This window comes from Bradyrhizobium sp. Cp5.3, from assembly GCF_000426265.1.
Classification (GTDB): domain Bacteria; phylum Pseudomonadota; class Alphaproteobacteria; order Rhizobiales; family Xanthobacteraceae; genus Bradyrhizobium; species Bradyrhizobium neotropicale.
Window position 1 is genome coordinate 76,141 of record NZ_AUFA01000025.1, and the last position, 25,494, is coordinate 101,634.

24 protein-coding genes, 1 tRNA gene and 1 pseudogene are annotated in these 25,494 nt (G+C 64.6%); 9 read left to right on the forward strand and 17 right to left on the reverse strand.

Annotation, left to right across the window (positions count from 1 at the left end; genetic code table 11):
• Positions 1–62: 62 nt before the first annotated feature.
• The 3 genes from K289_RS0127845 to K289_RS0127855 form a co-directional block, all read right to left on the reverse strand.
• Positions 63–1,697: an alkaline phosphatase family protein gene (locus tag K289_RS0127845; RefSeq protein WP_027554518.1), complete on the reverse strand. Its 1,635-nt coding sequence runs from the start codon at positions 1,695–1,697 to the stop codon at positions 63–65.
• Positions 1,698–1,767: 70 nt separating this feature from the next.
• Positions 1,768–2,820 carry a GTPase ObgE gene (gene obgE, locus K289_RS0127850; protein WP_027554519.1) on the reverse strand — a complete coding sequence of 351 codons (1,053 nt, stop codon included), beginning with the start codon at positions 2,818–2,820 and terminating at the stop codon, positions 1,768–1,770.
• An 85-nt stretch (positions 2,821–2,905) separates the two neighbouring features.
• Entirely contained in the window at positions 2,906–3,388 is a 483-nt protein-coding gene (locus K289_RS0127855; RefSeq protein WP_027554520.1) for a MaoC family dehydratase, read from the reverse strand.
• Between the two features lie 264 nt (positions 3,389–3,652).
• Here K289_RS0127855 and K289_RS0127860 point away from each other — a divergent pair, with 264 nt between their 5' ends.
• The gene (locus K289_RS0127860; RefSeq protein ID WP_027554521.1) at positions 3,653–4,567 is read left to right on the forward strand and encodes a DMT family transporter; all 915 of its coding nucleotides are present in this window, start codon (positions 3,653–3,655) and stop codon (positions 4,565–4,567) included.
• A gap of 203 nt (positions 4,568–4,770) precedes the next feature.
• Here the strand turns inward: K289_RS0127860 and K289_RS0127865 are convergent, their stop codons facing one another.
• The 3 genes from K289_RS0127865 to rplU form a co-directional block, all read right to left on the reverse strand.
• Positions 4,771–5,364, reverse strand: coding sequence for a GNAT family N-acetyltransferase (locus K289_RS0127865; protein WP_027554522.1), 594 nt, complete (start codon positions 5,362–5,364; stop codon positions 4,771–4,773).
• A gap of 126 nt (positions 5,365–5,490) precedes the next feature.
• The gene (gene rpmA, locus K289_RS0127870) at positions 5,491–5,760 is read right to left on the reverse strand and encodes a 50S ribosomal protein L27 (protein WP_027554523.1); all 270 of its coding nucleotides are present in this window, start codon (positions 5,758–5,760) and stop codon (positions 5,491–5,493) included.
• A 97-nt stretch (positions 5,761–5,857) separates the two neighbouring features.
• Positions 5,858–6,232: a 50S ribosomal protein L21 gene (rplU, locus tag K289_RS0127875; protein WP_027554524.1), complete on the reverse strand. Its 375-nt coding sequence runs from the start codon at positions 6,230–6,232 to the stop codon at positions 5,858–5,860.
• A 338-nt stretch (positions 6,233–6,570) separates the two neighbouring features.
• Between rplU and K289_RS0127880 the strand changes: the two genes are divergently transcribed.
• On the forward strand, positions 6,571–7,707 hold the full coding sequence (locus tag K289_RS0127880; protein WP_027554525.1) for an ROK family protein: 1,137 nt from the start codon (positions 6,571–6,573) through the stop codon (positions 7,705–7,707).
• A gap of 172 nt (positions 7,708–7,879) precedes the next feature.
• On the opposite strand, the gene K289_RS0127885 is transcribed toward K289_RS0127880, so the two are convergent.
• Complete coding sequence (locus tag K289_RS0127885; RefSeq protein WP_027554526.1) at positions 7,880–8,743, reverse strand: alpha/beta fold hydrolase; 864 nt, start codon at positions 8,741–8,743, stop codon at positions 7,880–7,882.
• A gap of 135 nt (positions 8,744–8,878) precedes the next feature.
• Here K289_RS0127885 and K289_RS0127890 point away from each other — a divergent pair.
• Positions 8,879–8,968 (forward strand) — tRNA-Ser (locus K289_RS0127890).
• 25 nt (positions 8,969–8,993) lie between these two features.
• On the opposite strand, the gene K289_RS0127895 is transcribed toward K289_RS0127890, so the two are convergent.
• Positions 8,994–9,902: a LysR family transcriptional regulator gene (locus K289_RS0127895; RefSeq protein ID WP_027554527.1), complete on the reverse strand. Its 909-nt coding sequence runs from the start codon at positions 9,900–9,902 to the stop codon at positions 8,994–8,996.
• Positions 9,903–10,007: 105 nt separating this feature from the next.
• On the opposite strand from K289_RS0127895, the gene K289_RS0127900 reads away from it, so the two are divergent.
• Both K289_RS0127900 and K289_RS0127905 read left to right on the forward strand, forming a co-directional pair.
• On the forward strand, positions 10,008–11,657 hold the full coding sequence (locus K289_RS0127900; protein ID WP_027554528.1) for an FAD-dependent oxidoreductase: 1,650 nt from the start codon (positions 10,008–10,010) through the stop codon (positions 11,655–11,657).
• Between the two features lie 66 nt (positions 11,658–11,723).
• On the forward strand, positions 11,724–12,704 hold the full coding sequence (locus K289_RS0127905) for a tripartite tricarboxylate transporter substrate binding protein (RefSeq protein WP_027554529.1): 981 nt from the start codon (positions 11,724–11,726) through the stop codon (positions 12,702–12,704).
• A gap of 205 nt (positions 12,705–12,909) precedes the next feature.
• Here the strand turns inward: K289_RS0127905 and K289_RS0127910 are convergent, their stop codons facing one another.
• Both K289_RS0127910 and K289_RS0127915 read right to left on the reverse strand, forming a co-directional pair.
• Complete coding sequence (locus K289_RS0127910) at positions 12,910–14,091, reverse strand: YncE family protein (RefSeq protein ID WP_156918215.1); 1,182 nt, start codon at positions 14,089–14,091, stop codon at positions 12,910–12,912.
• A gap of 91 nt (positions 14,092–14,182) precedes the next feature.
• Positions 14,183–15,553, reverse strand: coding sequence for a PLP-dependent aminotransferase family protein (locus K289_RS0127915; protein ID WP_051310880.1), 1,371 nt, complete (start codon positions 15,551–15,553; stop codon positions 14,183–14,185).
• A 161-nt stretch (positions 15,554–15,714) separates the two neighbouring features.
• Here K289_RS0127915 and K289_RS0127920 point away from each other — a divergent pair, with 161 nt between their 5' ends.
• Positions 15,715–16,572 (forward strand): DMT family transporter, encoded by an 858-nt coding sequence (locus tag K289_RS0127920; RefSeq protein ID WP_027554532.1) that lies wholly within the window; start codon positions 15,715–15,717, stop codon positions 16,570–16,572.
• A 12-nt stretch (positions 16,573–16,584) separates the two neighbouring features.
• Here the strand turns inward: K289_RS0127920 and K289_RS0127925 are convergent, their stop codons facing one another.
• From K289_RS0127925 to K289_RS0127940, 4 genes are all read right to left on the reverse strand, one after another.
• Positions 16,585–17,799, reverse strand: a complete 1,215-nt coding sequence (locus K289_RS0127925) for an EAL domain-containing protein (protein WP_027554533.1) — start codon at positions 17,797–17,799, stop codon at positions 16,585–16,587.
• 286 nt (positions 17,800–18,085) lie between these two features.
• Positions 18,086–18,220 carry a hypothetical protein gene (locus tag K289_RS52855; protein WP_256380018.1) on the reverse strand — a complete coding sequence of 45 codons (135 nt, stop codon included), beginning with the start codon at positions 18,218–18,220 and terminating at the stop codon, positions 18,086–18,088.
• 95 nt (positions 18,221–18,315) lie between these two features.
• On the reverse strand, positions 18,316–19,647 hold the full coding sequence (locus tag K289_RS0127935) for an MFS transporter (protein WP_027554534.1): 1,332 nt from the start codon (positions 19,645–19,647) through the stop codon (positions 18,316–18,318).
• 333 nt (positions 19,648–19,980) lie between these two features.
• Positions 19,981–21,144 (reverse strand): hypothetical protein, encoded by a 1,164-nt coding sequence (locus K289_RS0127940; protein WP_027554535.1) that lies wholly within the window; start codon positions 21,142–21,144, stop codon positions 19,981–19,983.
• Positions 21,145–21,483: 339 nt separating this feature from the next.
• Between K289_RS0127940 and K289_RS0127945 the strand changes: the two genes are divergently transcribed.
• The gene (locus K289_RS0127945; RefSeq protein ID WP_027554536.1) at positions 21,484–22,107 is read left to right on the forward strand and encodes a helix-turn-helix transcriptional regulator; all 624 of its coding nucleotides are present in this window, start codon (positions 21,484–21,486) and stop codon (positions 22,105–22,107) included.
• A gap of 55 nt (positions 22,108–22,162) precedes the next feature.
• Here the strand turns inward: K289_RS0127945 and K289_RS0127950 are convergent, their stop codons facing one another.
• From K289_RS0127950 to K289_RS0127960, 3 genes are all read right to left on the reverse strand, one after another.
• A complete protein-coding gene (locus K289_RS0127950) occupies positions 22,163–22,411 on the reverse strand; it encodes a hypothetical protein (RefSeq protein WP_027554537.1) in 249 nt (82 codons plus the stop codon).
• Positions 22,412–22,510: 99 nt separating this feature from the next.
• A complete protein-coding gene (locus K289_RS0127955) occupies positions 22,511–22,939 on the reverse strand; it encodes an Hpt domain-containing protein (protein ID WP_084788740.1) in 429 nt (142 codons plus the stop codon).
• Between the two features lie 169 nt (positions 22,940–23,108).
• The gene (locus tag K289_RS0127960; RefSeq protein WP_198024785.1) at positions 23,109–23,804 is read right to left on the reverse strand and encodes a Crp/Fnr family transcriptional regulator; all 696 of its coding nucleotides are present in this window, start codon (positions 23,802–23,804) and stop codon (positions 23,109–23,111) included.
• 317 nt (positions 23,805–24,121) lie between these two features.
• On the opposite strand from K289_RS0127960, the pseudogene K289_RS52450 reads away from it, so the two are divergent.
• Together K289_RS52450 and K289_RS45335 are read left to right on the forward strand one after the other, a co-directional pair.
• Positions 24,122–24,411: pseudogene (locus K289_RS52450) on the forward strand (response regulator); the annotation flags it as partial.
• A 502-nt stretch (positions 24,412–24,913) separates the two neighbouring features.
• Positions 24,914–25,494: Hpt domain-containing protein (locus tag K289_RS45335; RefSeq protein WP_035686022.1), on the forward strand; the 581-nt coding region annotated here is incomplete at its 3' end.

Consider the following 25,494-nt stretch of genomic DNA (forward strand, 5'->3'; position numbering starts at 1 on the left):
CGGAGCCTGCTATCAGCGCATCACATGAGGAGCCGCTTAAGCACCTCCTCACCATGAGGGGCCTATAGCTTCGCGCGCTGAGCGATTCCGTCCTGGATTGCCGCCAGCTCTTTCTCGTCCCAGATGCCAATCAAAATGCCGCCCTTCACCTGGAGCTGGTTGTCGGCATAGGCCGCGATCTTCTCACGGGGTGTGGTGATGTGATCGTTGGGGTGCAGCGCCCAGTCGAACAGCTCCGCCTGAAGCCGCGCAATGATGCCGGCGCATTCGGGATCATCGCCGCGATCGACGAATTCCTGCGGGTCGGTTTCGAGGTCATAGAGCATCGGGCGGAAGCCGGAGGCGTGGATATATTTCCAGCGGCCGTCGAACACCATGAACAGGCGGCAGCGCTCGATCGGCTGGTTCAATTTCAGCCGCACGTCCTGCATGGCGTAGTCGTACTCGGAGAACGCCACCTTGCGCCAGTCGGACGGCCTCTCGCCGCGCAGCAGCGGCAACAGCGAACGGCCCTCGAGAATGTGCGCCGGCACCTTGCCGCCGAAATAATCGACGAATGTCGGCGCGAGGTCGATTCCCTCGACCAGCGCATCGCTGCGCGTGCCGCGCGTGGCGTCGGCCTCTTTCGACGGATCGATGACGATCAGCGGGATCTTTGCCGACTGCTCATGGAACAGATCCTTCTCGCCCATCCAGTGATCGCCGAGATAATCTCCATGATCGGAGGTGAACACGATCATGGTCGTCTCCAGCAGGCCGCGTTCCTCCAGGAACTGCATCAGCACGCCCATCTGATCGTCGATCTGGGTGATCAGGCCCATATAGGTCGGGATCACCTTCTCGCGGGCGTCGTCGCGCGCCATGTTGCGAGAGTAGCGCATGTCCATGTAGGCGCCGAACACCGGATGCGCGTTCTGCCGCTCGCGCTCGGAGCGGATCACCGGAATCATGTCCGCCGTCTTGTACATGCTGGCGTAGGGTTCGGGCGCGATATAGGGCCAGTGCGGCTTGATGTAGGACAGATGCAGGCACCACGGCCGGCCGTCGGTCTCGGCCTCGCTGATGAAGTCCATCGCGCGCCGCGTCATGTAGGGCGTCTCGGAGTGCTCGTCCGGCACGCGCGCGGCCTTGTCGGCGTGCACCAGCAGCCAGCCGTTCTGCAGACTGCCATCTTCCGCCGCGCCTGAATTCGCCCAATGCTCCCAGGGATTGGTGGCTTCGAATCCCTGCTTGCGGAGATACTCATCGTATTTCGGGCGCGGCCGTCCGGTCGGATGCAGGCCGTCGTCGCGCTCATAAGGCTCAAAACCGCACTCGGCGACGTGCACGCCGATGATCGATTCCGGCGGGATGCCGAGCATCTTCATGCCTTCGAGATCGGGCGCCATGTGGGTCTTGCCGACCAGCACGTTGCGCACGCCGATCTTCTTCAGGTGATCTCCGAGCGTGGGCTCTCCGACACGCAGTGGCCAGCCGTTCCAGTGCGAGCCGTGCGAGCGCATGTAGCGCCCCGTGTAGAACGACATCCGCGACGGGCCGCAGATCGGCGACTGCACATAGGCGTTGGTGAAGAGCACGCCGCGCTTCGCCATGGCGTCGATGTTGGGCGTCTTGAGCGTCGGATGGCCGGTGCAGCCGAGATAGTCGTAGCGAAGCTGGTCGCACATGATCCAGAGAACGTTCTTCGCGCGCGCCATGCCCTGCCCCTGCTTCTTCTTGATTGCCGGATGCTGCGCTATCGCGCCAGCGAAGACAAGCGGGCCGGACTCAACGCTCGACGTCGACCGACCACGGCTCTGCTTCGGCGGCGCTCTTGGCCTTGCTCGACACCGGGCTTTCGCCAATCACGTCGGCAAGTGCGCGCAGCGCTTCCTTGACGCCCTGGCCGGTCGCGCCCGCGAGCAGCAGCGGCGTCTTCTTGGCGGCGCGCTTCAAGCGGTCCTTCTGCTTCTTCAACTCGTCCGGCTCGACCGCGTCGATCTTGTTCAGCGCGACGATCTCGATCTTGTCGGTGAGCTGTCCGCCATAGGCATCGAGCTCCTTGCGTACAGTCTTGTACGCCTTGCCGGCATGCTCGCAGGTTGCATCGACGAGATGCAGCAGCACGCGGCAGCGCTCGACATGGCCGAGGAAGCGATCGCCGAGACCTGCGCCTTCGTGCGCGCCCTCGATGAGACCTGGAATGTCGGCCAGCACGAATTCGCGGCCATCGGCATTCACGACGCCGAGCTGCGGATGCAGCGTGGTGAAGGGATAGTCGGCGATCTTCGGCCGGGCGGCGCTGACCGCGGCCAGGAAGGTCGACTTGCCGGCATTGGGCAGGCCGACGAGGCCGGCATCCGCGATCAGCTTCAGCCGCAGCCAGATCCAGCGCTCCTCGCCGGGCTGGCCGGGATTGGCGTTGCGCGGAGCGCGGTTGGTCGAGGACTTGAAATGCGCGTTGCCGAAGCCGCCATTGCCGCCCTCGGCCAGCACGAATTTTTCGCCGACCTTGGTGAAGTCGTGAATGAGCGTCTCGCGGTCCTCGTCGAAGATCTGCGTGCCCACAGGGACCTTCAGCACGATCGCCTTGCCGTTGGCGCCGTGGCGGTCCGAACCCATGCCGTTCTCGCCCTTCTGGGCCTTGAAGTGCTGCTGGTAGCGGTAGTCGATCAGCGTGTTGAGCCCGTCGGCGACCTCGATGATGACATTGCCGCCGCGGCCGCCATTGCCGCCGGAGGGGCCACCGAACTCGATGAACTTCTCGCGGCGGAACGCCACGCAGCCGTTCCCGCCGTCACCGGAGCGGATATAGACCTTTGCTTCGTCGAGGAATTTCATGGGTCATAGGTAGGCCAGCCGGGCACGCCCGGCAACCCGAACTTGCCCGTGAATCGGCCGAATTTCGACGATTTTCGCCCGTTGCTTAACCTGTCGGCCGGCGGCGGATCAGGAATTTCTGCGTGCCCTCCAGCACCAGCTCCCTGCGCTGGTTGAACACGGTGCTCGTCAGGGTCACGACGCCGGTCGAGCGTCCCGGCGCCAGCTCGGTGACCTCGAGCGCGGGATAGATGGTGTCGTCGGCGAACACGGGCTTGAGGAACCGGCTGGACTGTTCGAGGAAGCCGACCAGGGACTCCTCGACCATGAACGGGAAGAGGCCCGCGCCGGGCGCGGTGTGGATCAGCGTCTGAAACCCGTGCGCAAGCAGATGCGGCATGCCGCGGGCGCGGCAATATTCGACATCGTAATGCACCGGATGGGTGTCGCCGCTCGCGGTCTGGAACGCCGCGAACACCGCCGAGGTCTGGGTCCGGCTCGGCAGCACGAAGCGCTCGCCGACCACGAAATCTTCAAACCAGCGTTGCTGGGAGATCATGCGGTGCTGGGCCGGATCGAACTCGGTCATGTCTTTGGCTCTTTGTCGGTGAACACCTATCGCTACCGCGATGCGAAGGGTGCGACAATCCGTTCAATTCGCTCGCCGTGGGCTTGTCCGGCGCGCCTGCGCCATTAAAACGGCTGCAAGCGACTCTAGTCGCCGGTTCCTGACGCTCTCTCCGCTCGTCATTGCGAGCGCAGCGAAGCAATCCAGTCTGTCTCCGCGGAAACGGACTGGATTGCTTCGTCGCAAGAGCTCCTCGCAATGACGGGTTTTCCACGAACGACAGCAATGTCCCTCTTCAAGAATCTCTCCGCTTATGACGACCGCTCCGCGCGCCTCGCCGGCATCGCGCTGATGGTGCTGTCGATCTTCATGTTCTCGTTCGGCGACGCCATGGGCAAGTTCCTGGTCGGGACTTATTCGGTGGGGCAGCTCCTGTTTCTGCGTGCCTGTGCGGCGCTGGTTCTGCTGACGCCGCTGATCTGGCGGCAGCGCCGTGGTTTCCTGAACCTGGAGCGGCCATGGCTGCAGCTCTTTCGCGTCACGCTGTCGACGCTGGAGGTGGCGGCCTTCTTTCTCGCGACCGTCTATCTGCCGCTCGCCGACGTCATCACCTACTATCTCGCCGGCCCCATCTTCGTCACCGCGATGTCGGCGCTGTTCCTGGGTGAGAAGGTGGGCTGGCGGCGCTGGACGGCGATCCTGATCGGCTTCTGCGGTGTCTTGATCGCGCTGCGCCCCTCGGCGCAGACGATCAGCCTGCCGGCGCTGATCGCGCTCGGCGGCAGCCTGTCGTTCGCGACCTTGATGCTGATCACGCGCAGCCTGCGCAAAACGCCCGACATCGTGATGGCGTCATCGCAGTTTGTCGGAACGTTCCTGCTCGGCGCAGTGCTGTCGGCATTTCACTGGGTGCCGCCGACCAAGGGCAGCCTCGTGATCTTCGCGCTGGCGGGCTGCGTCTCGGTGACGGCGCTGTTCTGCGTCAACCGCTCGCTCAAGCTCGCGCCGGCCAGCGTCGTCGTGCCCTATCAATATTCGATGATCGTCTGGGCCGTGATCTTCGGCTTCGTCGTGTTCGGCGATGTGCCGCAGATCGCCACCATCGTCGGCGCCGCCATCATCATCGGCGCTGGCCTCTACATCTATTTGCGCGAACGCGATCTCGGCCGGCAGGACGAGCAGGTGAATCCGCCGGTTTGATGCTTATCCTCCCCTGGAGGGCAGGGGAATCGCATGTGGGCCTGTGGCGCGAACGCGCTCGGGCCTTCATGGTTCGAGACGCGCCGTAAGGCGGAGCCCGCCTACAGCGGGCGTCTCGAAGGATGGGCCGCAACGCGGCTGCCTACCAAACTCTCTTTCATATGCGACGCCCCTACCCTCCAGGGGAGGGGGGTCAGCAGCCCCTACCTCACCCTTCTCGCACTGCTCCAGCTCTTCAGCGACGACCACACCCCGCGGGTCAGGCGGAAGCAGTCGACGGGGGTGGAGGAGCCGAGCGACAGGAAGCGGTGAAGCTGAACGCCGCTCCACTGGAAGCCGCACTTCTCCAGCACGTTGCGCGAGGTCGGATTGGTGACGCGGGCACCGGCATAGAGGTGGTCGTCGTCGAACTCCTCGAAGAAGAAGTCGATCGCGCCGCGAGCCGCTTCGGTGCCAAAGCCCTTGCCCCAGTGCTCGACGCCGAGCCAGTAGCCGAGTTCGGCATTGTCGGGGATGGAGCAGTCGATGCCGACCATGCCGACCGGTGTGGTGTCGTGCTCGATCAGGAACACGGTCTCACTGCCGAGCTCGGCGGTGGCGCGAACGAATTCGACGGCGTCATCAGCCGAATAGGGGTGCGGCAGGCGGCGGGTGTTCTCCGCGATGCGGCGATCGTTGGCAAGTTGGGCGATGGTCCTGACGTCGGCAAGCGTCGGGCGGCGCAGTGTCAGCCGCTCGGTGGCGACGACGCTCGGTCTCGCCTCTCGCAAGGTCGCACTCGAAAAATCCTGCAACATCTTCGGCTCCGTCAAAGTCACTAAGTCAACGAAAAGGGGAGGCCGGTTTCCCGCCTCCCCTGGAGCCTATTTCTGGACTCCGCCGGTTTGGTCAGGACCCGGCGGACTCCAAATTTGATCCACCGTCTATTCAGCCGCCTCTGCGATCGGGAGTACCGATACGAAGGTGCGGCCGTTGGCTTTAGCCTGGAACGCAACGCGACCTTCCACCTTGGCGAACAGAGTGTGGTCCGTGCCCATGCCGACATTAAGGCCGGGATGCCAGGTGGTGCCGCGCTGACGCGCAATGATGTTACCGGGAATCACGCGCTCCCCGCCGAACACCTTGATGCCAAGGCGCTTGCCCTTCGAATCGCGTCCGTTACGCGATGAACCGCCTGCTTTTTTATGAGCCATAGCTCGTCTCCGAAATCCTGCGTATTTCTAGATCAATTCCTTGACGGAATCATTTCACAATTTCTCACGCATCAATTCGTGAATTGGCGTGATCAATTTATTCGGCGGCTTCCTTCGCCACCTTTTCCTTCTTCGGACGCGGGCCCTTGGTAGGCTTGGCGTTGTCCGTCAGGATCTCGGTGACGCGGAGCACCGTGATCTCGTCGCGGTAGCCACGCTTGCGGCGCGAATTCTTGCGGCGGCGCTTCTTGAAGGCGATCACCTTCGGGCCGCGCTTGTGGTCGAGCACCTCGGCCGCAACGGATGCACCGGCGACCGTCGGGACGCCCAGGACCGGCGTGTCGCCGCCGACCACCAGAACTTCATTCAACTGCACGATCGTGCCGACTTCGCCGGCGATCTTGCCAACTTCCAAGACATCATCCGGAACGACACGGTACTGCTTGCCGCCGGTTTTGATGACTGCGAACATCGTTTTTTTCCTTCGTGTTCAATCCCGGCCTCTGGACGCGGAGGCGTCCGGGTCGGCTTTTTGTCAGTCGCTATGGGTTTACGATTTTTGCGCGGCTGGGGTATCCCATTGAGAAACCACGCAAAAGCAAGCGGCGCGAGAACTCCCGCGCCGGATGGCCGGACTTATAGCCGCTTAAGGCCCCGAGTCAAGGAAAACCCGGGCGAAAACGGCCCGAATCTGAAGGATTTGGCCGGCTTTTCATGGCCCCGACCTGCTTAGGGATAAATGGCCGCGGCTGCAACCAACGAGTTCCCCCACCGTTGTCCCCGGCATTTCCAAGCGGGCAAGGGCTCCCAATGGCAACAGACGAATTGGTCAAGACCACGGGCATCGCCAACCACGGCGCGGGCCGCCTGCCGTCGGTGGATGTCGACAGCTTCAACATCGAGATGAAGGACGACGACGGCTTTCTCGGCGATCGCGCCAGCAAGGGCGCGTTTCGCGAGATACTCGACCGTTGGCGCAAGCCGCTGCGCAAGACCGGCGAGGACCCGTTCGGCAAGGAGCCGTCGGAGAGCATCAGCAAGAAGACGCTGGATGCGATGCTGGTCGGCGACGACACCGAAGCCTCCGCCGTGGTGCATAGCGCGATCGAGGACTTTGCCCAGGAGCTCGCCTATGTCACGCGCCGCTTCCTCAAGTCGAAGGCCTGGGCCAAGACCGAGCGGATCGTGGTCGGCGGCGGCTTTCGCGATTCCCGGCTCGGGGAGCTCGCGATCGCACGCGCCGAGATCATCCTGAAATCCGATGGGTTCAAGATCGACATGCTGCCGATCGGCCACCATCCGGACGAGGCGGGCCTGCTCGGCGCGCTGCATCTGGCGCCATCCTGGATTTTCGAGGGTTACGACGGCATTCTCGCCGTCGATATCGGCGGCACCAATATCCGCTGCGGCGTGGTCGAAACCTCCTGGAAGAAGGCGAAGGATCTCTCGAAAGCCTCGGTCTGGAAGGCCGAGCTGTGGCGTCATGCCGATGATGAGCCGACCCGCGAAGGCGCGGTGAAACGGCTGACCAAGATGCTGAAGGGATTGATCGAAGAAGCCGACAATGAGGGCCTCAAGCTCGCGCCGTTCATCGGCATCGCCTGTCCCGGCGTGATCAAGGAGGACGGCTCCATCGAAAAGGGCGCGCAGAACCTGCCGGGCAATTGGGAGAGCAGCAAATTCAACCTGCCGGCGAGCCTGATCGAAGGCATCCCGCAAGTCGGCGAGCACGACACCGCGATCCTGATGCACAATGACGGCGTGGTTCAGGGGCTCTCCGAGGTGCCGTTCATGCAGGATGTCGAGCGCTGGGGCGTGCTCACCATCGGCACCGGGCTCGGCAATGCGCGCTTCACCAACCGCCGCAAGGAGAGCGGCAACGGAAAAGACAAGGACCGGGATTCTACGGAGAACGGCAAGAAAAAGAGCAAGAACGACAAGGAGTAACCTTGACTGGTTAGGTTAAGGACCGGATTGCGTTGCGGCGCACCGGCCGCACGTTAGGGTCGAATCGTCGCTTCACCTGGCCGGCGAAGCCGCCCTTCCCGGCTAGCATTTCAATGAGCGATACGGGACCGCCAGTGTTTACCGCGTCTGGCGGTCCCACCCCATTTCGGGGTCAGCTCCAGCCTATCCGCTGAAAGAATGTCGCGATCTCGCTCGCCGCACGCTCCGGATTCTCGCGATGCGGGAAATGTCCGACATCCCCGAACATCGCGAGATCGAAATCGCCAAAAGTCTCGCCCAGCCGATCGGTCCAGGCATAGGGAAACAGCGGATCGTGCTCGGCCCAGCGGATGCAGGTCGGCACGGCGATCGGCGGAAGCTGTGGCGTCTCGCCCTGCATCATCTTGATTCGGGCCGCATGCGCGGCGCGATAATACGCAAAGCCGCCGGCGAGATTGCCGTCCTTGACGAAGTTGTCGGCGAAATCGTCGAGCACCTCATCGAAGGCGTCCTTGCGGTGAGCCCAGCCTTTGAGGAAGTGACTGACGTAGAGACGGCAGCTTTCGCGGTTCGCGCCGACGAGCCGCGGTGCCATCTCCATCTGGTGGAAGGACTGATACCAGATGTGGTTGAGCCGGTCGGGCGCCGCCATACGCGGCCCGATGCCGGGATAGACGAAATCGAAGAAGAACAGCCCGGCGAGCCGCTCGGGTGCCTGCCGAGCCAAGGGCTGCATCACCGCGCCGCCGACGTCATGGCCGACCACGCCGAATCGCGCGATGTCAAGCCCGTCCATCAGCGCCAGCATGTCCGCCGCATGGCCATCGGCACCGTACGGCCCGTCCGGCTTGTCGCTGTCGCCAAAGCCGCGCAGATCGGGCGCGATCAGCGTGAATCGGTCCGCAAGCCGCGCCATCACCGGCTCCCAGGTCAGCCAGAATTCCGGCCAGCCATGCAGCAAAAGCAGCGGTTTGCCGGTGCCGGCGCGGACCAGGTGGAAACTGGCGCCATTGGCCTTGATCGTCAGATGCTCCATGGCGGTTCCCTTGGGATGAAGGCAGAGAGCAGTAAAGAGGCGGCGGATTTTCGCCTTTCGCGCCTTGTCTGGCCCGCCATCCTCGCCTATTACACGCCCCGACCACAGGGGTTCCTGCCCCTCATCGGCACCCAAGGAGAGGTGGCAGAGTGGTTGAATGCACCGCACTCGAAATGCGGCATAGGTGCAAGCCTATCGGGGGTTCGAATCCCTCCCTCTCCGCCATCATGTGTCTGATCTTCCCTTCCGCTTAAGACCCTCGCCCGGATCGCTGCGCGAGAGCTGCCCGCGCCGTCGAGACAAACGCCTGTGCAGCCGGCGACAGTGTTCGTCCTTGCCGCTGCAGCAGCGACACCGGGCGGGTGATGGCCGGGCGCACCAGAGGCCTTGCGATCAGCGTCGGAAACTGGTCGGCCGGCAGCATGGTCGCGGGAAGGATGGCAAGGCCCAGTCCCTGCGCCGTCATCGCGAGCGCCGTATTGATCAGCGTCACTTCATAGGTTGGGGTGAGGCGCTTGCCCTGTGGGCCCAGCGCCTGATCGATCTGCATGCGGATTCGCGTCTCGCGTCGCATCGCGATCGTCGGCCGCTCCGCCAGCTCGTCCCATGTCAGCGAACGCCGCGCGGCGAAGTCGGCGGTGCGCCGGCCGATCGCGCTCAGCCGCCCGCGGGTCAGCGTCTCGACCGTCATCTCCGCGATCTCGCCTTCGACGCTGCCGATCGCGAACTCCGCATCGGTTGCGATCATGCGCGGAACGAGATCGTCGGCTGCGACGTCGCGCATGTCGATCTCGATGTCGGGATGGGCCGCGCGGAAGCGCGAGAGCACGGCCGGCAGCAGCGCCGATGCGGCGCCGGCTGAGGCGACAAAGGCGACGCGGCCGGCGCGCGCCTGTGCGAGGTCGCGCATGCGCCGTGACAGGCCCAGCGCGTCGTTCAGCATGCGTTCGGCGGACTGAAAGGCGTCGTGGGCCGCCAGCGTCGGCTGCACCGAACGCGTGGAGCGATCGAACAGCTTTACGCCGAGCTGGCTTTCGAGCTGCTGGAGCAACAGGCTCGCCGCCGATTGCGTGATCCCGAGCTCGCGCGCAGCCCGCGTGATGCTGCGCGTGCGATAGACTCCAGTGAAGGCCCGTAGCTGCCGCAAGGTGACATTCATAGGCAAAGCTCATGAATTGATGAGTTCTTTCCGTCTTATCTCATAAGTGATCTTGCAATAAAATGCATGCTGCGCAAGCGGCGAAGTCCGCGGCCATGCAAGGGGATGGAGACGATGAGGACGCAGGTATTGGTCGTGGGCGCCGGGCCCGTGGGATTGACCGCGGCCATGGATCTGGCTTCGCGCGGGATCGACGTCGTCGTCGCGGAGATCCGCCACGCCGGCGATCCGCCCAACGTCAAATGCAATCACGTGTCGGCGCGCTCGATGGAAATCTTCCGCCGGCTCGGCGTGGCCGCAAAGCTGCGCGCGGCAGGGTTGCCCGCGGACTTCCCGAACGATTGCTCCTACCGGACCACTGCGACCGGCATCGAGCTCTGCCGCATCGACATCCCCTCCCGCGCACGCCGCTACGGCGCAACCGGCGGCCCCGACACCTGGTGGCCGACGCCCGAGCCGCCGCACCGGATCAACCAGATCTATCTCGAGCCGATCCTGTTCAGCCATGCGGCGGCCCAGCCGCGCATCACCATTCTGGCGCGCACCGAAATCGTGGCGATCGAACAGGGCGACGACGACGTGGTCGCGCTGGCCCGCGATCTCGACAGCGGCAGCACGCTCCGCATCGAAGCCAGCTTTGTCATCGGCTGTGACGGCAGCCGTTCGCAGGTTCGCAAATCGATCGGGGCCAGCCTGTCCGGGACGCCGGTGATCCAGCGCGTGCAATCGACCTATATCGAAGCCCCAGCGCTCAAGGAGCTGATGGGGGCGCACAAGCCGGCCTGGATGGTGCTCTCGCTCAACCCGCGCCGCTCGGGCACGACGGTTGCAATCGACGGTCACGACCGCTGGCTGATCCACAATCATCTGAAGCCCGACGAGCCGGAGTTCGACTCGGTCGATCGCGACTGGTCCATCCGCGCCATCCTCGGTGTCGATGAGCGCTTCGAATACCGCGTTCTCAGCAAGGAGGATTGGGTCGGGCGTCGGCTGGTGGCCGATCGCTTCCGTGACCGCAGGGTCTTCATCTGCGGCGACGCCGCGCATTTGTGGATGCCCTATGCCGGCTACGGCATGAATGCGGGCATCGCCGATGCCGTTGATCTCTGCTGGCAATTGGCGGCGCATTTGAACGGGTGGGCGCCGGCTTCGATCCTCGATGCTTACCAGGCGGAGCGCCAGCCCATCACCGAGCAGGTGTCGCGCTTTGCGATGGACCATGCGATGAAGATGATGGCGCAGCGCGGCGGCGTCTCGGCGGAGATCGAGGACGACACGCCGCGCGGCCACGCGGCGCGCGCAGCGCTTGCGAAAGCGGCCTACGATCTCAACGTGCAGCAATATTGCTGCGCCGGCCTCAACTTCGGCTACTACTACGACGCCTCGCCGATCATCGCCTATGACGGCGAAACTCCGCCGGCTTACGCGATGGGCAGCTTCACGCCCTCCACCGTGCCGGGCGCGCGTGCGCCGCATCTGTTCCTGCGCGACGGACGATCGCTCTACGATGCATTCGGAGTGGGTTACACGTTGCTGCGGTTCGACCCGGCGATCGACGTGACGCGGCTGCTGTCTGCCGCGAAAGAGCGCGGCGTGCCGCTCGCGCTGGTCGACGTCGCGCCGGACGAGGCGAACGGCGCCTATGCCGAGAAGCTCGTGCTCGCGCGGCCCGACCAGCACATCGCCTGGCGCGGGCAGGCCGCGCCCGAGAATCCGCAAGTCCTGCTGACGCGCATCACTGGTGCTGCGGCATAAAGGGCGTCAAGCTGCCGGCCTGACGGCCGTTGGTGACAAATATAAGAACGCATCGAGGAGGGGAACGTGTTTCACGTTGCAAGGCGCTGCATTCTGGCGCTGCTGTCGGGCGCGGTTTTCGCCGTGCTGCCGCTGGAGACCGGTGAAGCGGCCTATCCGGAGCAATTGATCAAGATCGTCGTGACCTTCCCGCCCGGCGGCAGTGCCGATACCGTCATCCGTGCGCTCGAACCGGTCGTCACCGCCGAGCTCAAGCAGAGCCTCGTGATCGAGAACCGCGCCGGGGCAGGGGGCAACATCGGCATGGCCGCGGTCGCGCAGGCAAGGCCCGACGGCTACACACTCGGCGTCGCGCCGGCAGGCGCGCTGACGGTCAATCCGCATCTCAATCCGGCAATGCCGTTCGATCCCAAGGATCTCGCGCCGATCACGTTGCTTGCGGAGATTCCCTTCGTGCTCGTCGCGTCCGCGGACATCCCTGCGCACACCGCGGCCGAGACGATCGCGCTCGCCAAGGCCAAGCCGGGCGCGCTGTCGATCGGCCATGGCGGCAATTCGACGGTGATGCATCTGACGGCCGCGCTGTTCACGCAGAAGGCGGGGATCAGCATGGAGCTGGTGCCGTATCGCGGCACCGCACCGGCAACGGTCGACGTCCTTGCGGGGCATGTCCCCTTCGCGGTGCTGGACATCCCTGCATCGAGGCAACTCATCCTCGAGGGCAGGCTCAACGCGATCGGCGTTTCCTCGGCGCGCCGCCTTGCATCCTTGCCCGACGTGCCGACTCTCGCCGAGAGCGGCATCACGGGCTTCGAATCCGTAGGCTGGTTCGGGCTCGTTGCTCCGGCCGGCACGCCGGCCGACATCGTCACAAGGCTCAACGAAGCCTTCGTGAAGGCCCTGAAAGACCCGTCGGTGGTCGAGAAGATCCGGACCCTCGGCGCAGAGCCCGCCCCGACTTCGCCCGAGCAGTTCGGCCGCTTCATTCGGAGCGAAAGCACAAAATGGGAAAAGCTCATCAACGAAGCGGGCATCAAGGCGAACTAGACGCGTGGCCTCATAAACCGCGCCGCAGTCGGAACGTATATGAGTCCGCCGTGATCCTGATAGCGGCGCTATAACGGACCTCGCCGCAGGCCGAGGTGGCGCCAAGACCGGACACGCAAACCACCCCCGCGCTGATCTGGAAGCACATTGGCGTAGGCATGGGGGCTACATTCCGCGGACCGAGTCCGCGGAAGCACGCATCGCTCTACCGCGCTGGCGCGCGCATGGATGCCGGCTGGCCTGGCAACTTCAGCCTGGGCCCTGCCTCGGTCAGCTTGCCGCCAGCGAGGTCAAACACCTGCAGGTCCTGGTCGATATAGTTGGCCACATACAGGTAGTCGCTGTTCGGGCTGTAGACGACGCCCTCCGGCAGGCCACCGAGCGGCGCACGCGCAGTTACCGTCAGCTTGCCGCCGGCGCCGATCGACATCAGAACGAGTTCGCCACCTTTGGTCTTGAACCAGTCGCTGTCCTTGGCCGAGGTGCCGAGCAGCAGCGGGGTGGCCGCGGTCTTCCCATCGGGCGCGATGGCGAAGCCTTCCGGTCCGATACCAGGGGTCATCACGTCGACCACGTGGGGATGGGGGCCCGTCGCTTCGATAATCACCGCGGCATCGGCGTTGTTCTTCTGTGCGCCGGTGTTGGATGCGATGACGTACTTGCCGTCTGGCGTGATGTCGATGTTGTAGGGATTGAATGCCGATGGAATGTCCATCGACTTGTCGTAGGTCACGTTTTGTCCATCGATCGCCAACACGCCGATCTTGTTCACGAGGTTGAGGCAGACGAAGGCGCGTTTGCCGTCGGGTGCGATGACAACGGCAGCAGCCTGCTGTTCCACCGGTACCTCGCCGATCGCCTTGACCGTCGAACCCTGGATCGAGACAACAGAGACACTCTTGCCGTCTCGGTTGGCAATCAATGCGAGGTCGCCCTTCCTTGAGATCGATAGACCGGACGGCTGGCGCCCGACGGTCACCGTGTCGATCAACTTCGGCGGATCCGCCGTGAGGTCAATCACGTACAGTTTGTCATCCGGGACCGTTTTCCAGGAGCTCCCCTCCTGGATGTGAACCACGGAATTGGCGACCAGGCCCAGCCTGCCGTCTGGTGTGATCTGGAGGTTCGTGGGCGGGCCCAGCAGAGAGTTCGCCAGTGGCAAGCTGGCGCGAATCCTGGGTTTGGCCGGGCTGGAGACGTCTACAACCAGCACGGCATCGTTACCCGGAGCCCCATTCATCTGGCCCTCGGGACCATAGGTGATCTTGCTGTCGAGGCCGATCAGGATGTCGTTGGTTCCAGCGATCGCCGCGCCGCTGCCGACGAGGCCGACCAGGCACGTGGCGCAAAAAGCACTGCGTAATTTCATGATGTGTTTTCTCCCCACCTGGCCCAATTCTGGATGAGCCTGCTTCTCAACCGTATCTCAGCCTTTACGGCTTGCAACTATTACTGCGCCGACGCGGCGGGGACTTTCGTTAGAGCCCCGCGCCGTTCGCCTTCAACGCCCGCCGCATCACATCCCACATCCGCGGATCGCTCATTTGCGCCACGTTGAACCGCAGGAAGCTCGTCGCCGTCTGCGCCACGCTGAAGACGTTGCCCGGCGCCAGCACCACATCCTCCTCGAGGGCCGCGCGCGCGACTTGCGTCGCGTCCCGTCCGTCAGCGAGGCGGCACCAGAGGAAGATGCCGCCGCGCGGCATCAGCCACGGCTCGATGCCCAAAGCCTGAAGTTTCCGCGCCACGTCACGCCTTGCGCGCGCGAGCTTTTGCCTGAGCTCGTCCATGTGCTTGCGGTAGCCGCCGCCGGCCAGCACTCTTGCGATCATCTCGGTGGCGACCGGGCTCGGGCCGCCGAAGCTGGTCGCGACCTGGAGGTCGACGAGATGCTCGATCCAGTCGGCGCGCGCAGCGATGTAGCCGCAGCGCACCGAGGCCGAGAGCGTCTTGGAGAAACTGCCGATACGGATCACGCGGGCGAGCCCGTCGAGCGCGGCGAGGCGCGGCGATCGCTCCGGCTCGAAGTCGCCAAAGATGTCGTCCTCGATGATGGTGAGGTCATGCGCTGCGGCCGCGCTCAAAAGCCGGTGCGCGGTCGGCAGCGAGAGCGTCGCGCCGGTCGGGTTGTGCAGCGCTGAATTGGTGATGTAGAGGCGCGGCCGCTCGGCGGCGAGGTTTTGTTCGAAGCTCGCGACGTCCGGGCCCGATTGCGTATAGGGCACACTGATGATCTTCACCTGGTGTGCCCGGAGCAGCGCGCGAAAATTGAAGTAGCAGGGATCGTCGACCAGCACCGTATCGCCGGGACGGAGCAGGAAGCGGCAGACGAGATCGGTCGCCTGCGTGCCCGAGCCCGTGAGCATGAGCTGGTCGATCGATGCCGCGATCGCATCGTCGGCAAGACGCGTGAGCAAGAGCCGGCGCAGCGCCAGCGCGCCGCGCGTGCCGCCATAGTCGGTCAGAAGGCTCGCTTCAGTGCGCGCGAGGGCGCGCACGGCGCGGCGCAACGCCGCATCCGGCATCCAGTCCGGCGGCAGCCAGCCGCAGCCGGGCTTCAGCACGGCGGCATCCGTATCGAGCGATTGCCGCGAGACCCAGAACGGATCGACCGCCCGGTCGCGGCGCGGTTCGTCCTCCGCCAGCGCAAGCGGTGGCATGACGGTCGGTGAGACATAGAAGCCCGAGCCGCGGCGGGCGCGGATCTGGCCCTCGGCCGCGAGGCGGTCATAGGCGTCAACCACGGTGGACGGCGAAACGCCCATGCTGGTTGCAAGGCTGCGGATCGAGGGCAGGCGGTCGCCGGCGGCGAGCGCGCGGCCTGCGATCTTGGCGCGGATCGCGCCCATCACCTCGGTCGTTCGCGTCCCGCTCCGGCCGCTCTTTCGTGTTTCGGCGTCCAAAGTGTATGGCCTTCCATACCGATACAGTTTTGCTGGATTGTACTGGATTGTCGCTGGCCCCGCCACGGGTGAACGCCGAGAATGGCCTGACGGAAATGCGAGGCGACATGCAATCTGCGGGCGGCTGGGGCAACGGACTTTTGGGCGTCATCATCTTCAGCGGCTCGCTGCCGGCGACGCGCGTCGCAGTCGGCGGCTTCTCCGCGCTGTTTTTGACCTCGGCGCGCGCGGTGATCGCCGCGCTGTTGGGTGCGGCCCTGCTCGGCCTGCTCAATCAGTCGCGGCCGGAGCGCAAGGATCTCATCTCACTGGCGATCGTGTCGATTGGCGTGGTGGTCGGCTTTCCGCTGCTGACGGCGCTCGCGCTCCAGCACATTACCTCGGCGCATTCGATCGTGTTCATTGGCTTGCTCCCACTGTCGACCGCGATCTTCGGCGTGCTCCGCGGCGGCGAACGCCCGCAGCCGCTGTTCTGGCTGTTCGCGATCCTCGGCAGCACCACGGTGGCCGGCTTTGCCCTGTCGACCGACGGCTCGGCCTCGCTCACCGGCGATCTCCTGATGGTCGCGGCGATCGTGCTGTGCGGGCTCGGCTATGCCGAGGGCGCCGCGCTGTCGCGCAGGCTCGGCGGCTGGCAGGTGATCTCCTGGGCGCTGCTGCTGGCTCTGCCGCTGATGGTGCCGGTCATGGTCCTGACCTTGCCGCCGACATGGACGGGCATCGGCACGCCGGCCTGGATCGGGCTCGCCTACGTCTCCGTCTTCAGCATGTTCGTCGGATTCGTGTTCTGGTATCGCGGGCTCGCGATCGGCGGCATCGCGCGTGTCGGTCAGCTTCAACAGGTCCAGCCGTTCCTCGGTCTCGCGCTGGCCGGCCTGCTCCTGCACGAGCCCGTCGCATGGAGCATGATCGCAGCGACCGCGCTCGTCGTCGTCTGTGTCGCCGGCGCGCGGCGGTATGCGTGAGCGAGCCGCGCCTCACTCCCGCCCCATCACCGTCCGCGTCAACGCGCTCCGTGCGAACTTCTTCAGTGGCATCGGCTTGCCGAACAGAAAGCCCTGCTCGTGGTCGAAGCCGAGCTCTGTCGCGGTCATGAGATCGGCGCGGCTCTCGACGCCCTCGGCCACGCTGCGCGCGCCGTAGCCTTTGGCGAGCTCGACGATGTGACGGCACACCGTCCGCTTCAGGCGATCATTGCCGCTGCCGGTGACGAACTGCCGGTCGGTCTTCAGCTCGACAAAGGGAATTCTGTCCAGGCCCATCAGCGCCGGCCAGTTGGCGCCGAGATTGTCGATCGACAGGCCGATGTTATGGAGGCCCACCTCGCGCGCGACCTCGACGAGGACATCGAGGTCGCGGATCGCCTCCACGCTGTCGATCTCGATGGTCAGCCCGCCGAAGGCGGGGTGGTTCGGCACGCGCCGGCACAGATCACGGACGGCCTGCGGTTCCGTCAGATATGAGGCGGGAAGGTTGATCGACAGATCGACCGTGCTCTGCCGCTCCATCAGATAGTGCCAGTCGTGCATGGCGCGCTCGATCACGAACTCCGACAGCGCGCGGAAATGCGGGTCGTCGGCATCAGGGATGAAATAGGCCGGCGGCACCACGCCCCAGGTCGGATGCCGCATCCGCACCAGCGCCTCGGCGCCGCAGCGGACCAGCGTGCGCGCATTGATCTTGGGCTGGTACCAGAGCTCGAGCCAGCCCGCGTGCAAGGCCTCGCCGACATGCACGGCCGGGCTCGGCGCCGGCTCCTCCGGCAACAGCATCGCGACACGCTCGCGCAGCGTCTCGGCGGCGAACGGCGTCGTCAGCGACGGCAGCATCGTAAGGCCATACTCGTCGCCGACCTGCTGCACCGCTTTCAGGATGATCGACTCGCGGGCGCCGACGGCCAGTACCTTGCCGCCGAAGGCCTCGCGCACCAGCGTCTCCAGGACCTTTGCCGGCTCGATGCCGTCGGCGGCAATGCCGAGCAGGATCAGGTCCGGCAGCTCGCTGGCGAGCACTGCCTGCAGCTCGTCCGCGCTGGCGCATTCGCTGGTGACGAAGCCGAGATCCTCGAGCACCTCGCAGAGGAAGGCGCGCAGATGGCGCTTGCCCTCGGCCACGCAGGCGCGCGGCGTCACTTTCCGCCGTCCGAAGGTTACAGGCCTCCGTTCGGCGACTTCCACTAGCCCGTCGTCCATCTCACGCCACTCCCGTTCCGTGACGGAGTGTTAGCGGCGCGGGCGGTTTCAAATATGGAGAGCTTCATCTTGATCACTGAATTATCCGGGTAACGTTAAAGCCGCCATCACGTGTAAAATTGTACGCATTTTCGTGGAGAAGTTTTTACGGTTGGAGGAGTGCGGCGGCGCGATGCGCGGCAATCCAACGACAATTTGGTCGGGATGCCGCGCGAGCGTGCGTGCAGCCGGTGTCCTGTAATCGGACGGCGCCGTCTGCGGTTCGCCCAATTCAATAACGCCGGTATCACTTGCCGGTGGCCTTGTCGTGCTGGGCCATGCCGGCCGCATTGTAGTCATATGCCGGATAGAACTCGGTGCGATAAGGCCCGGCTGCAGCGGCGGCGCCGTCGATCCTTCGATGGCTCGACTTGCGGTGCATCCGCGCCACAAGTCTCGCACCGCCAGCGACATTGGCTTCGCCAATGCGCGGGGATGATGGGACTAATGCGCTCGCACGCGTAAGGACCCGCAGCGTCAGCTCGTTCTGTACTCGCCCGAGATGTTCTTGCCGGTGTAGTCGGTCATCGCCGCCGTCGCGACCACCGAGATCACCGCGCAGAGTGCGATATAGACCGCGATCGCGGTGGCCGACTCGAAGGTGCCGAACAGCCATGCCGCAATCAGCGGCGCCGGGCCGCCGGCGATCACCGAGGCAAGCTGATAACCGAGCGAGGCGCCGCTGTAGCGCAGCCGGCCGGTGAAGCTCTCCGCGATCAGCGCGGCCTGCGGGCCATACATCATGTCATGCGGGATCAGCGACAGGATGATGGCGAGGAAGATCACCGGATGCGAGCCGGTGTCGAGCATGCGGAAGTAGATGAAGCCGAACACGCCGCACACGACCGCGCCGGTGATGTACATGTTCTTGCGCCCGATGCGGTCGGACAGATGGCCGAACACCGGGATCGAGACGAAGGACAGCACGGAGGCCGCGAGCACCGCGGTGAGCAGGAAGTCGCGCGACACGTTCAGCGTCTTGATGCCGTAGGCGAAGACGAACGCGGTGAAGATGTAGAACGGCGCCTGCTCGGCCATGCGGGCAAAGGCCGAGAGCAGGATCTCTTTCGGATGCTCCTTGATCACCTGGAGCATCGGCGTGCGCTCGACTTTTTGCTCGGCGACCAGCTTGGAGAAGACCGGTGTCTCGAGGATGCCGAGCCGGATGTAGAGGCCGACGCCCACCAGGATGAGGCTCAGCGCAAACGGAATGCGCCAGCCCCAGGACAGGAACTGCTCGCCGGACATCTGGCTGAAGGCGAGCACGGCGAGATTGGCCAGGAAGAGTCCGCAGGGCACACCGAATTGCGGCCATGAGGCAATCAGCCCGCGCGAATGATCGTTGCGCGCCCATTCCATCGACATCAGCACCGAGCCGCCCCATTCGCCGCCGACGCCGACACCTTGAATGAAGCGCAGCACGGTCAGGAGCACCGCACCCCAGATGCCGATGCTCGCATAGGTCGGGACCAGCGCCACCGCAAAGGTCGCGATGCCCATCAGGAGCAGCGTGGCGATCAGCGTCGATTTGCGGCCGATGCGGTCGCCATAGTGACCGAAGATGGCGGCGCCCACCGGACGCGCGACGAAGCCGACGGCGTAGATCGCGAAAGCTTCCAGCGTGCCGACCCAGGGGTCGGAATTCGGAAAGAACAGCTTTGCGAAGACGAGGCCGGTGACGGTCGAGTAGAGGAAGAAATCGTACCACTCGATCGCCGTGCCGATGGTGGAGGCGATTACGGCGCGGCGCAATTGAATCTGGTGCTCGCTGTCTGGCAGCGAGACCGGGTTGACGTGTGACAGGGACATGACGGGAGCCCTTTCCTGGAGCGCCGCCCCCCTACTGTGCATGGGGTTGTTTTGACGAAAAAACTTCCGAACCGGCAAGACGGTTCCACGAGGGGTCGCCGCGGCCCCCCGGGCAGGCTCTGTCCCGGCAAATGTGAAGCACCTCACATGCGAATTGCTGCACCTGCGCTATTAATCCAAGCAGCCGGTGGTGGGCTGTGGAGGATCGCAGCAATGACAACGCGGCGAATGATGTACTGGTGGTTCTGGTTCGTGCTGTCAGGGCGATTTACCGATCGCTTCCTGAGCCTGCCGCGCGCCCAGCAGTAGCGCTTCGAGCCACTATAATTTGCTCTAGGTCTGTCCGATCAATTTGCGGAACACCGCCGCACCATCCTGCACCACATCACGTCCCTTCCACGCCAGATAGCTCAGTTTGCCCCCGAGTGAATCGTGGCTGCGCAGGCGGCGCGAGCCGAGAATGTGGCCGACATTGGCCGGGAAGCGGCTCACCTCTGCCGCCACCAGTTCGGCGATCGCATTCATCAACTGCTGCAGGCGGATGCCCCATTCCGACTGCTCGATCCCGTCGATGCGGACCTTGAGCGCGTATTCCAGGTCGTAGATTTCCGCGAGCAGGTCGCGCGCGATCAGCACGCGGTTATGCCTGAGCGCGATCCGCAGCGCGAGGCGCTTGTCGTCGAGCCGGTCGAGCACCATGTGGACCGCGCAGGCATAGGGGGTGGCGGCGACATCAGTGGCGCTCTTGCTCGCGGCGCCCTTGGTGGCGAGGCGCACCAGCTCCCACGACGTCTTCAGGCGCCTTGCCACCAGCGCCAGCGCAAAGGGCAGCGCGTTGGCGTGAGATTTCCTGAAGGCGTCGAGCTGCGCGGTGATCTTTGCGACCTGGCCGTCGTCGAATTTCGCGATCTTTTCGGGCAGCTTCTCGTTGAATTTCGGCAGCGCGTCGCCGGCACGCAACACGTGCAGCATCTTGCGCACGTCGTCGAAGGCGGTGCGCGAGGCCGTGTATTGCGCGAGCTTGCTCCGTGCGAGCTCGGTCCCGTCCGCGGAGGCGAGGGTGTTCTCGAGGACCTTGACCACCTTGGTCTGGAAGGTCGCCGCGATCTTCAGCGTCTCCTTCGGATTGTTGGCGGCCACCTGGTCGTTGATCGCCTTGGTGTAGTCGCGCGCCATGGTCGGCAGCAGGTCGCGGCAGATCCACTCCCAGATCGGGGTGAGCGTGTTGCGCGAGATCCGTCCCGCATTGGCGTGCTCGGGCGCGCCGTCCATCAGCAAGAGTTCGAGCGGCGCGAAGAAGTAGCGTGACGGATTGGTGGCGCGCGCCTGGTTCGATCCGTCCTTGCGGAACTCGGCACGTAAGCGCGCCAGGATGTCGGCCGAGCCCGGCATGTCGATGCCGCAGAGCTCTAACCGCTCGAGCTCGCTGAGCAGACAGCTGCGCGACAGCGGCGTCAGCCTCTGCAAGAACTCCCACAGCCGATCGATCTCGTTCATGGCACGCAATCTTCCGCAGCGTTTCCCGCGGGCCGTACCGGCCCCATGCGTGGAGGCATTTGCGCGCTCTCAACCGTGCCTAAGAGAGCAAGTCGCCGTTAATTTATCCGTAAAGTCGGGGGCCGGCGACGGTGTGATGGAACCGATCGTTAAAGCAGCATGATCCACATTGCTCAGAAAGTAGGCAGATTCGTCAACCCCAGCATGGTCCGAATTGCTCGATCGCAAGCACAAATTGTGCCTGTGCCGACGTTTCAGCACAAAACTGACAAAATTACCGTAGTCTTACGGAGCAAAAAGTTAACCACAGACCCCCCTGGGTTCCGTTAAACGATTCGCATGGGGCATCAGCATGATACGGCCGCTGATTCGCGGCCGTCGGAATGGTACGAAACCAGCGCTTCTCCGCATGAAGAGCTCGATCCCGTCCGGCTGAACGCCGCCCGCGCCAAGGCGGCCGACGAGATGGCCGCCGCGATTGCCCGCGAACTCAACGGCCCCCTGACCGCACTCCTGCTCTACATGGGCGAGATCAAGCATCACAGCGATCAGCTCTCGCCGGCCTCCGGCGACCGTGCCTATTTGCAGCGGGTGGTGGAGAATGCGCTGGCGCAGACCGAGCGGGTCTGCAGCCTGGTCAAGCAGCTTGCCGGTCCGCAGAAGAGCGGCCTGCCGGTGCAAGCCGCGCCCGAAGACGTCGAGTTGAAGGCGGGCCGCCCGTCGCAGGCGTCACGCGCTGCGGGACCCGCGTTCTCCGGCGTGTCGAGCCAGAAGCGGCTGACCAAGCGCGAGCGCGAGGTGCTGCGGCTGATCAGCGAAGGCTATTCGAACAAGCAGGGGGCGCTGCGGATGCAGATCAGCCCGCGCACGTTCGAGAGCCACCGGGCCGAGGCGATGCGCAAGCTCGGTGCGCGCAACACCGCGGATCTCGTCCGCGCCGCACTGCTGCATTCGATCGATTGAGGCTGTTGTCGGCGCCGCCGGGTGGCGGCGCGGCGGAGGGGGCGGCTGGTCGCGCTCAGAGATAATCTTCGGCGAAAGGACGCAGGCGCAGGCCGGGCCGCAGCGGCTTCGGCTCTTCCTTCGGCGCGCTCGGGATGATGGTGATGGTCCACCGCGGAGGCACGCTCGATTCCTGCTCCAGCACCGAACGCACGAAACCGGTCACCGTGGACTCGCCCGATTTCACCGTCGCCATCCGGCCGTTGAACTGAGCGATGCGGAAGCGACGGACCTCCTTCTGGTCCGCGGTCTCATAGGTGAACATGGAAACCCTCCTGGTTTCCGGCGACTATCGCGACCTATGATTAGCCATGTGTGAAAATCCAAAACCGTAGAAGTACGGCGGATTTGCACGCCGGCGTGGCTAGCCCTGCGGCTCCTGCATCAGCGCGGTTGTGTAGGCCAGATCCATCTGCGCGAGGAGATCGGCGAATTCGTCGTCGTCGAGCGTTGCCGCGCTGCGCTCCAGTCGCAGCGCCAGCGCCGCGAGGCGGAGATAGCCGAACGACCTCGCAGTGCTCTTCAGCGAATGCGCCTCGCGCTCGATCTTGGCGCGGTGCTCTCCGAGCGCGAGCGTGCCGAACAGCTTCAGCCGCGCGGAGGTCTCGCTCCAGAACACGGCGCGCACTTCGCAGGCACCGTCTTCGCCGATCTCGCGCACGAGCACATCGAAGGCGCTCGGCTCGCGCGCCGGCTCGGCATCGCACCCGTCCGGCGCCGGCGCGATGTGGTTCGTGTGCGGCGCGCGAGTCGTGGCCGCCGAAGACGGTCCGCGTGCGGTGGTCTCAAACATTGCTCTGTCTCGGTTTCCGTTGGGTGCATCGCGGCCCGAAAGCGCGAGGAATGCCCCCGTCTACCGCATTTCGATTTCGGTTCCGGTAGCGAGACCGTCGGTGTTTGCCCTCCGCCGTAAGCGGTCGGTTTACCACGTGCCGTCGCGGCCCGGCGGGACCCGCGCAGCGTCACGGCCCGAGCAGCCTGTCGTACTGGGCTTTCACCGTGGCGTAGCACTCGCATGCGGTCTGGCGCAGGCCGTCCAGATTGTTGATCTGGATGTGACCGCGGCTGTAGTGGATGAAATTGGCCTGCTGCAAGGTGTTGGCGACCAGAGACACGCTGTTGCGCCGCGCGCCGATCATCTGCGCCATCGCCTCCTGCGTCAGCAGCAGCCTGTAGTCGCCGGACAGATCATGAGTCTGCAACAGGCATCGCGACAGCCGCGACTCCACGGGATGGGCGGCGTTGCAGCCCGCGGTCTGCTGGACCTGGGCGTAGACGGCCAGCCCGTGGCGCGCGAGCCGGGTCCGCAGGCCGGCGCTCTGGTCGGCGGCGGCGCGCAGCCGGTCGATATCCAGCATCGACGCGGTGCCGGGCACCAGTACCACCGCGGTACCCAGCGCGTTGGAGTCGCCGAGCGCCGAGAACGCGCCAAGCACGCTGTCGCGCCCGATCATGGCGACCTGCACGTGCTCGCCCTTGGCCAGCTTCACGACCAGCGAGATGACGCCGCGATGCGGAAAGTAGGCACGCCTGAGCATTTCGCCGGTCTCGACCAGCACCGCCTCGTGCGGCAGATCGACCGTGCGCAAGTGTGCTCGGATCAGTTCGTAATCATCTGCCGACAACGCGGACAGGAAACCGTTGGATGGGCGCACCATCGTTTCCAAGCTGCTTCTCGTCTCGTCAGCGGATAAATCCGCGATAGCGAATTCGTCCCCATGCACGCGTAAGTTCCATCATGTGCCCGTCGGGATATATTGGCAATTGGTACATTTGGTACATGGTACCCGGTCGGCGAGGCATGGATGCAGGTCGAAGCGCGACAGCCACATTGCCGGACCTTCAACAGATGCGGCCTCCGCCATGCGGGGAAGTGGACATGCTTCAGCGCCACGCCCACCTCGCCCAAGACAGTCTCTCTGACCATTTTGGATGGGGCCGCAACAGGTCTAGGTCTGCCGCGTCGAGCGCTTACGCGCTCGAGAACGATGGCTTCGATCTGATGATCATCGACAGCTTCATGCCGCGCATGCGCGGGTTCGATTCGATCCGCTATTCCAGAGCGTGCACCTGCCATTTCGTTGATCGCCATGTCCGGCGACGCGTTTGCAAATCTCAATTCACCCGCGTCCGACGACTTCCTGGGGATGGCGCTGGAGCTCGTCGCGCTGCCTGCGCGATCCGTTCGCGCCGGCGGCGCTCGTTACCGCCATCGACGAATGCCTGTCGGAGTATCGCGACGCGATCTCGGCGTGCCTCGGTTAGCGTCGCGTCGCTCGCAGCGAGCCTGCGGTAAGACCCCGTTTACCCTGCGTGCCGATCGTTCACGTCTCGCCGACGCTGCCCGGCGCATCGTGCGCGGAGGGCGACGAATGCCGGTGCCGTGCATTGGCTCGCGCGCGCCACGCACATTGCCCTCGATGTTTGGGGCTTTTTCAGCCGGCTCGCGCTGCCATTAGCGGTGCGTTTACCCAAGGCTTCATCGCGACGAGAGCACGCAGCCGGCTTTGCAGAGACACGGTAGCGCAGGCGAGCAAACGCCAAACTTGTCTTCAATATCCGTATTAGCACGGAGGATGAAATTAACGGGACCGTGAAATGGGATGTCTAACGATTTAGACGAGGGCGTCCGTCGATTTTCAGGGTTGATTCAACCTCGCCAACGACACTCTCCGCTTGGCAAAGATGCCGGTCTCGAACGCCTCCTGGCCGACGGGATCAAGGGCCGAAAGCCGGCCGCGCAGTCCAGGTTAGTAAGGCGTACCTCATGGATGATCTGTTGCGGGAGTTTTTGACGGAGACCAGCGAGAGCCTGGACACCGTCGACAATCAATTGGTGAAGTTCGAGCAGGAGCCGAACAACGCCAAGATCCTGGATAACATCTTCCGCCTGGTCCACACCATCAAGGGCACGTGCGGCTTTTTGGGATTGCCGCGTCTGGAAGCGCTGGCGCATGCCGGCGAGACCTTGATGGGCAAATTCCGCGACGGCATGCCGGTGACGGGGCAGGCGGTGACGGTGATCCTGTCCTCGATCGACCGCATCAAGGAGATTCTGGCCGGGCTCGAGGCCACCGAGGCCGAGCCCGAGGGCAACGACCGCGACCTGATCGACAAGCTGGAAGCGATGGTCGAGCAGGGCATGGCGGCGATGGCCGCAGGTGCCGCGCCCGTCACTGAAGCGCCGCCGCTGGCGCCGGACGCCCCCGCCGCCGCGCCGGCCAAGGAGATGGCCACGGGCTCGCTGGTCGACCAGACGCTGGAGCGCCCCTTGCGCCCGGGCGAGGTGTCGCTCGACGAGCTCGAGCGCGCCTTCCGCGAGACCGCGATCGAAGTGCCGGCGCCGGT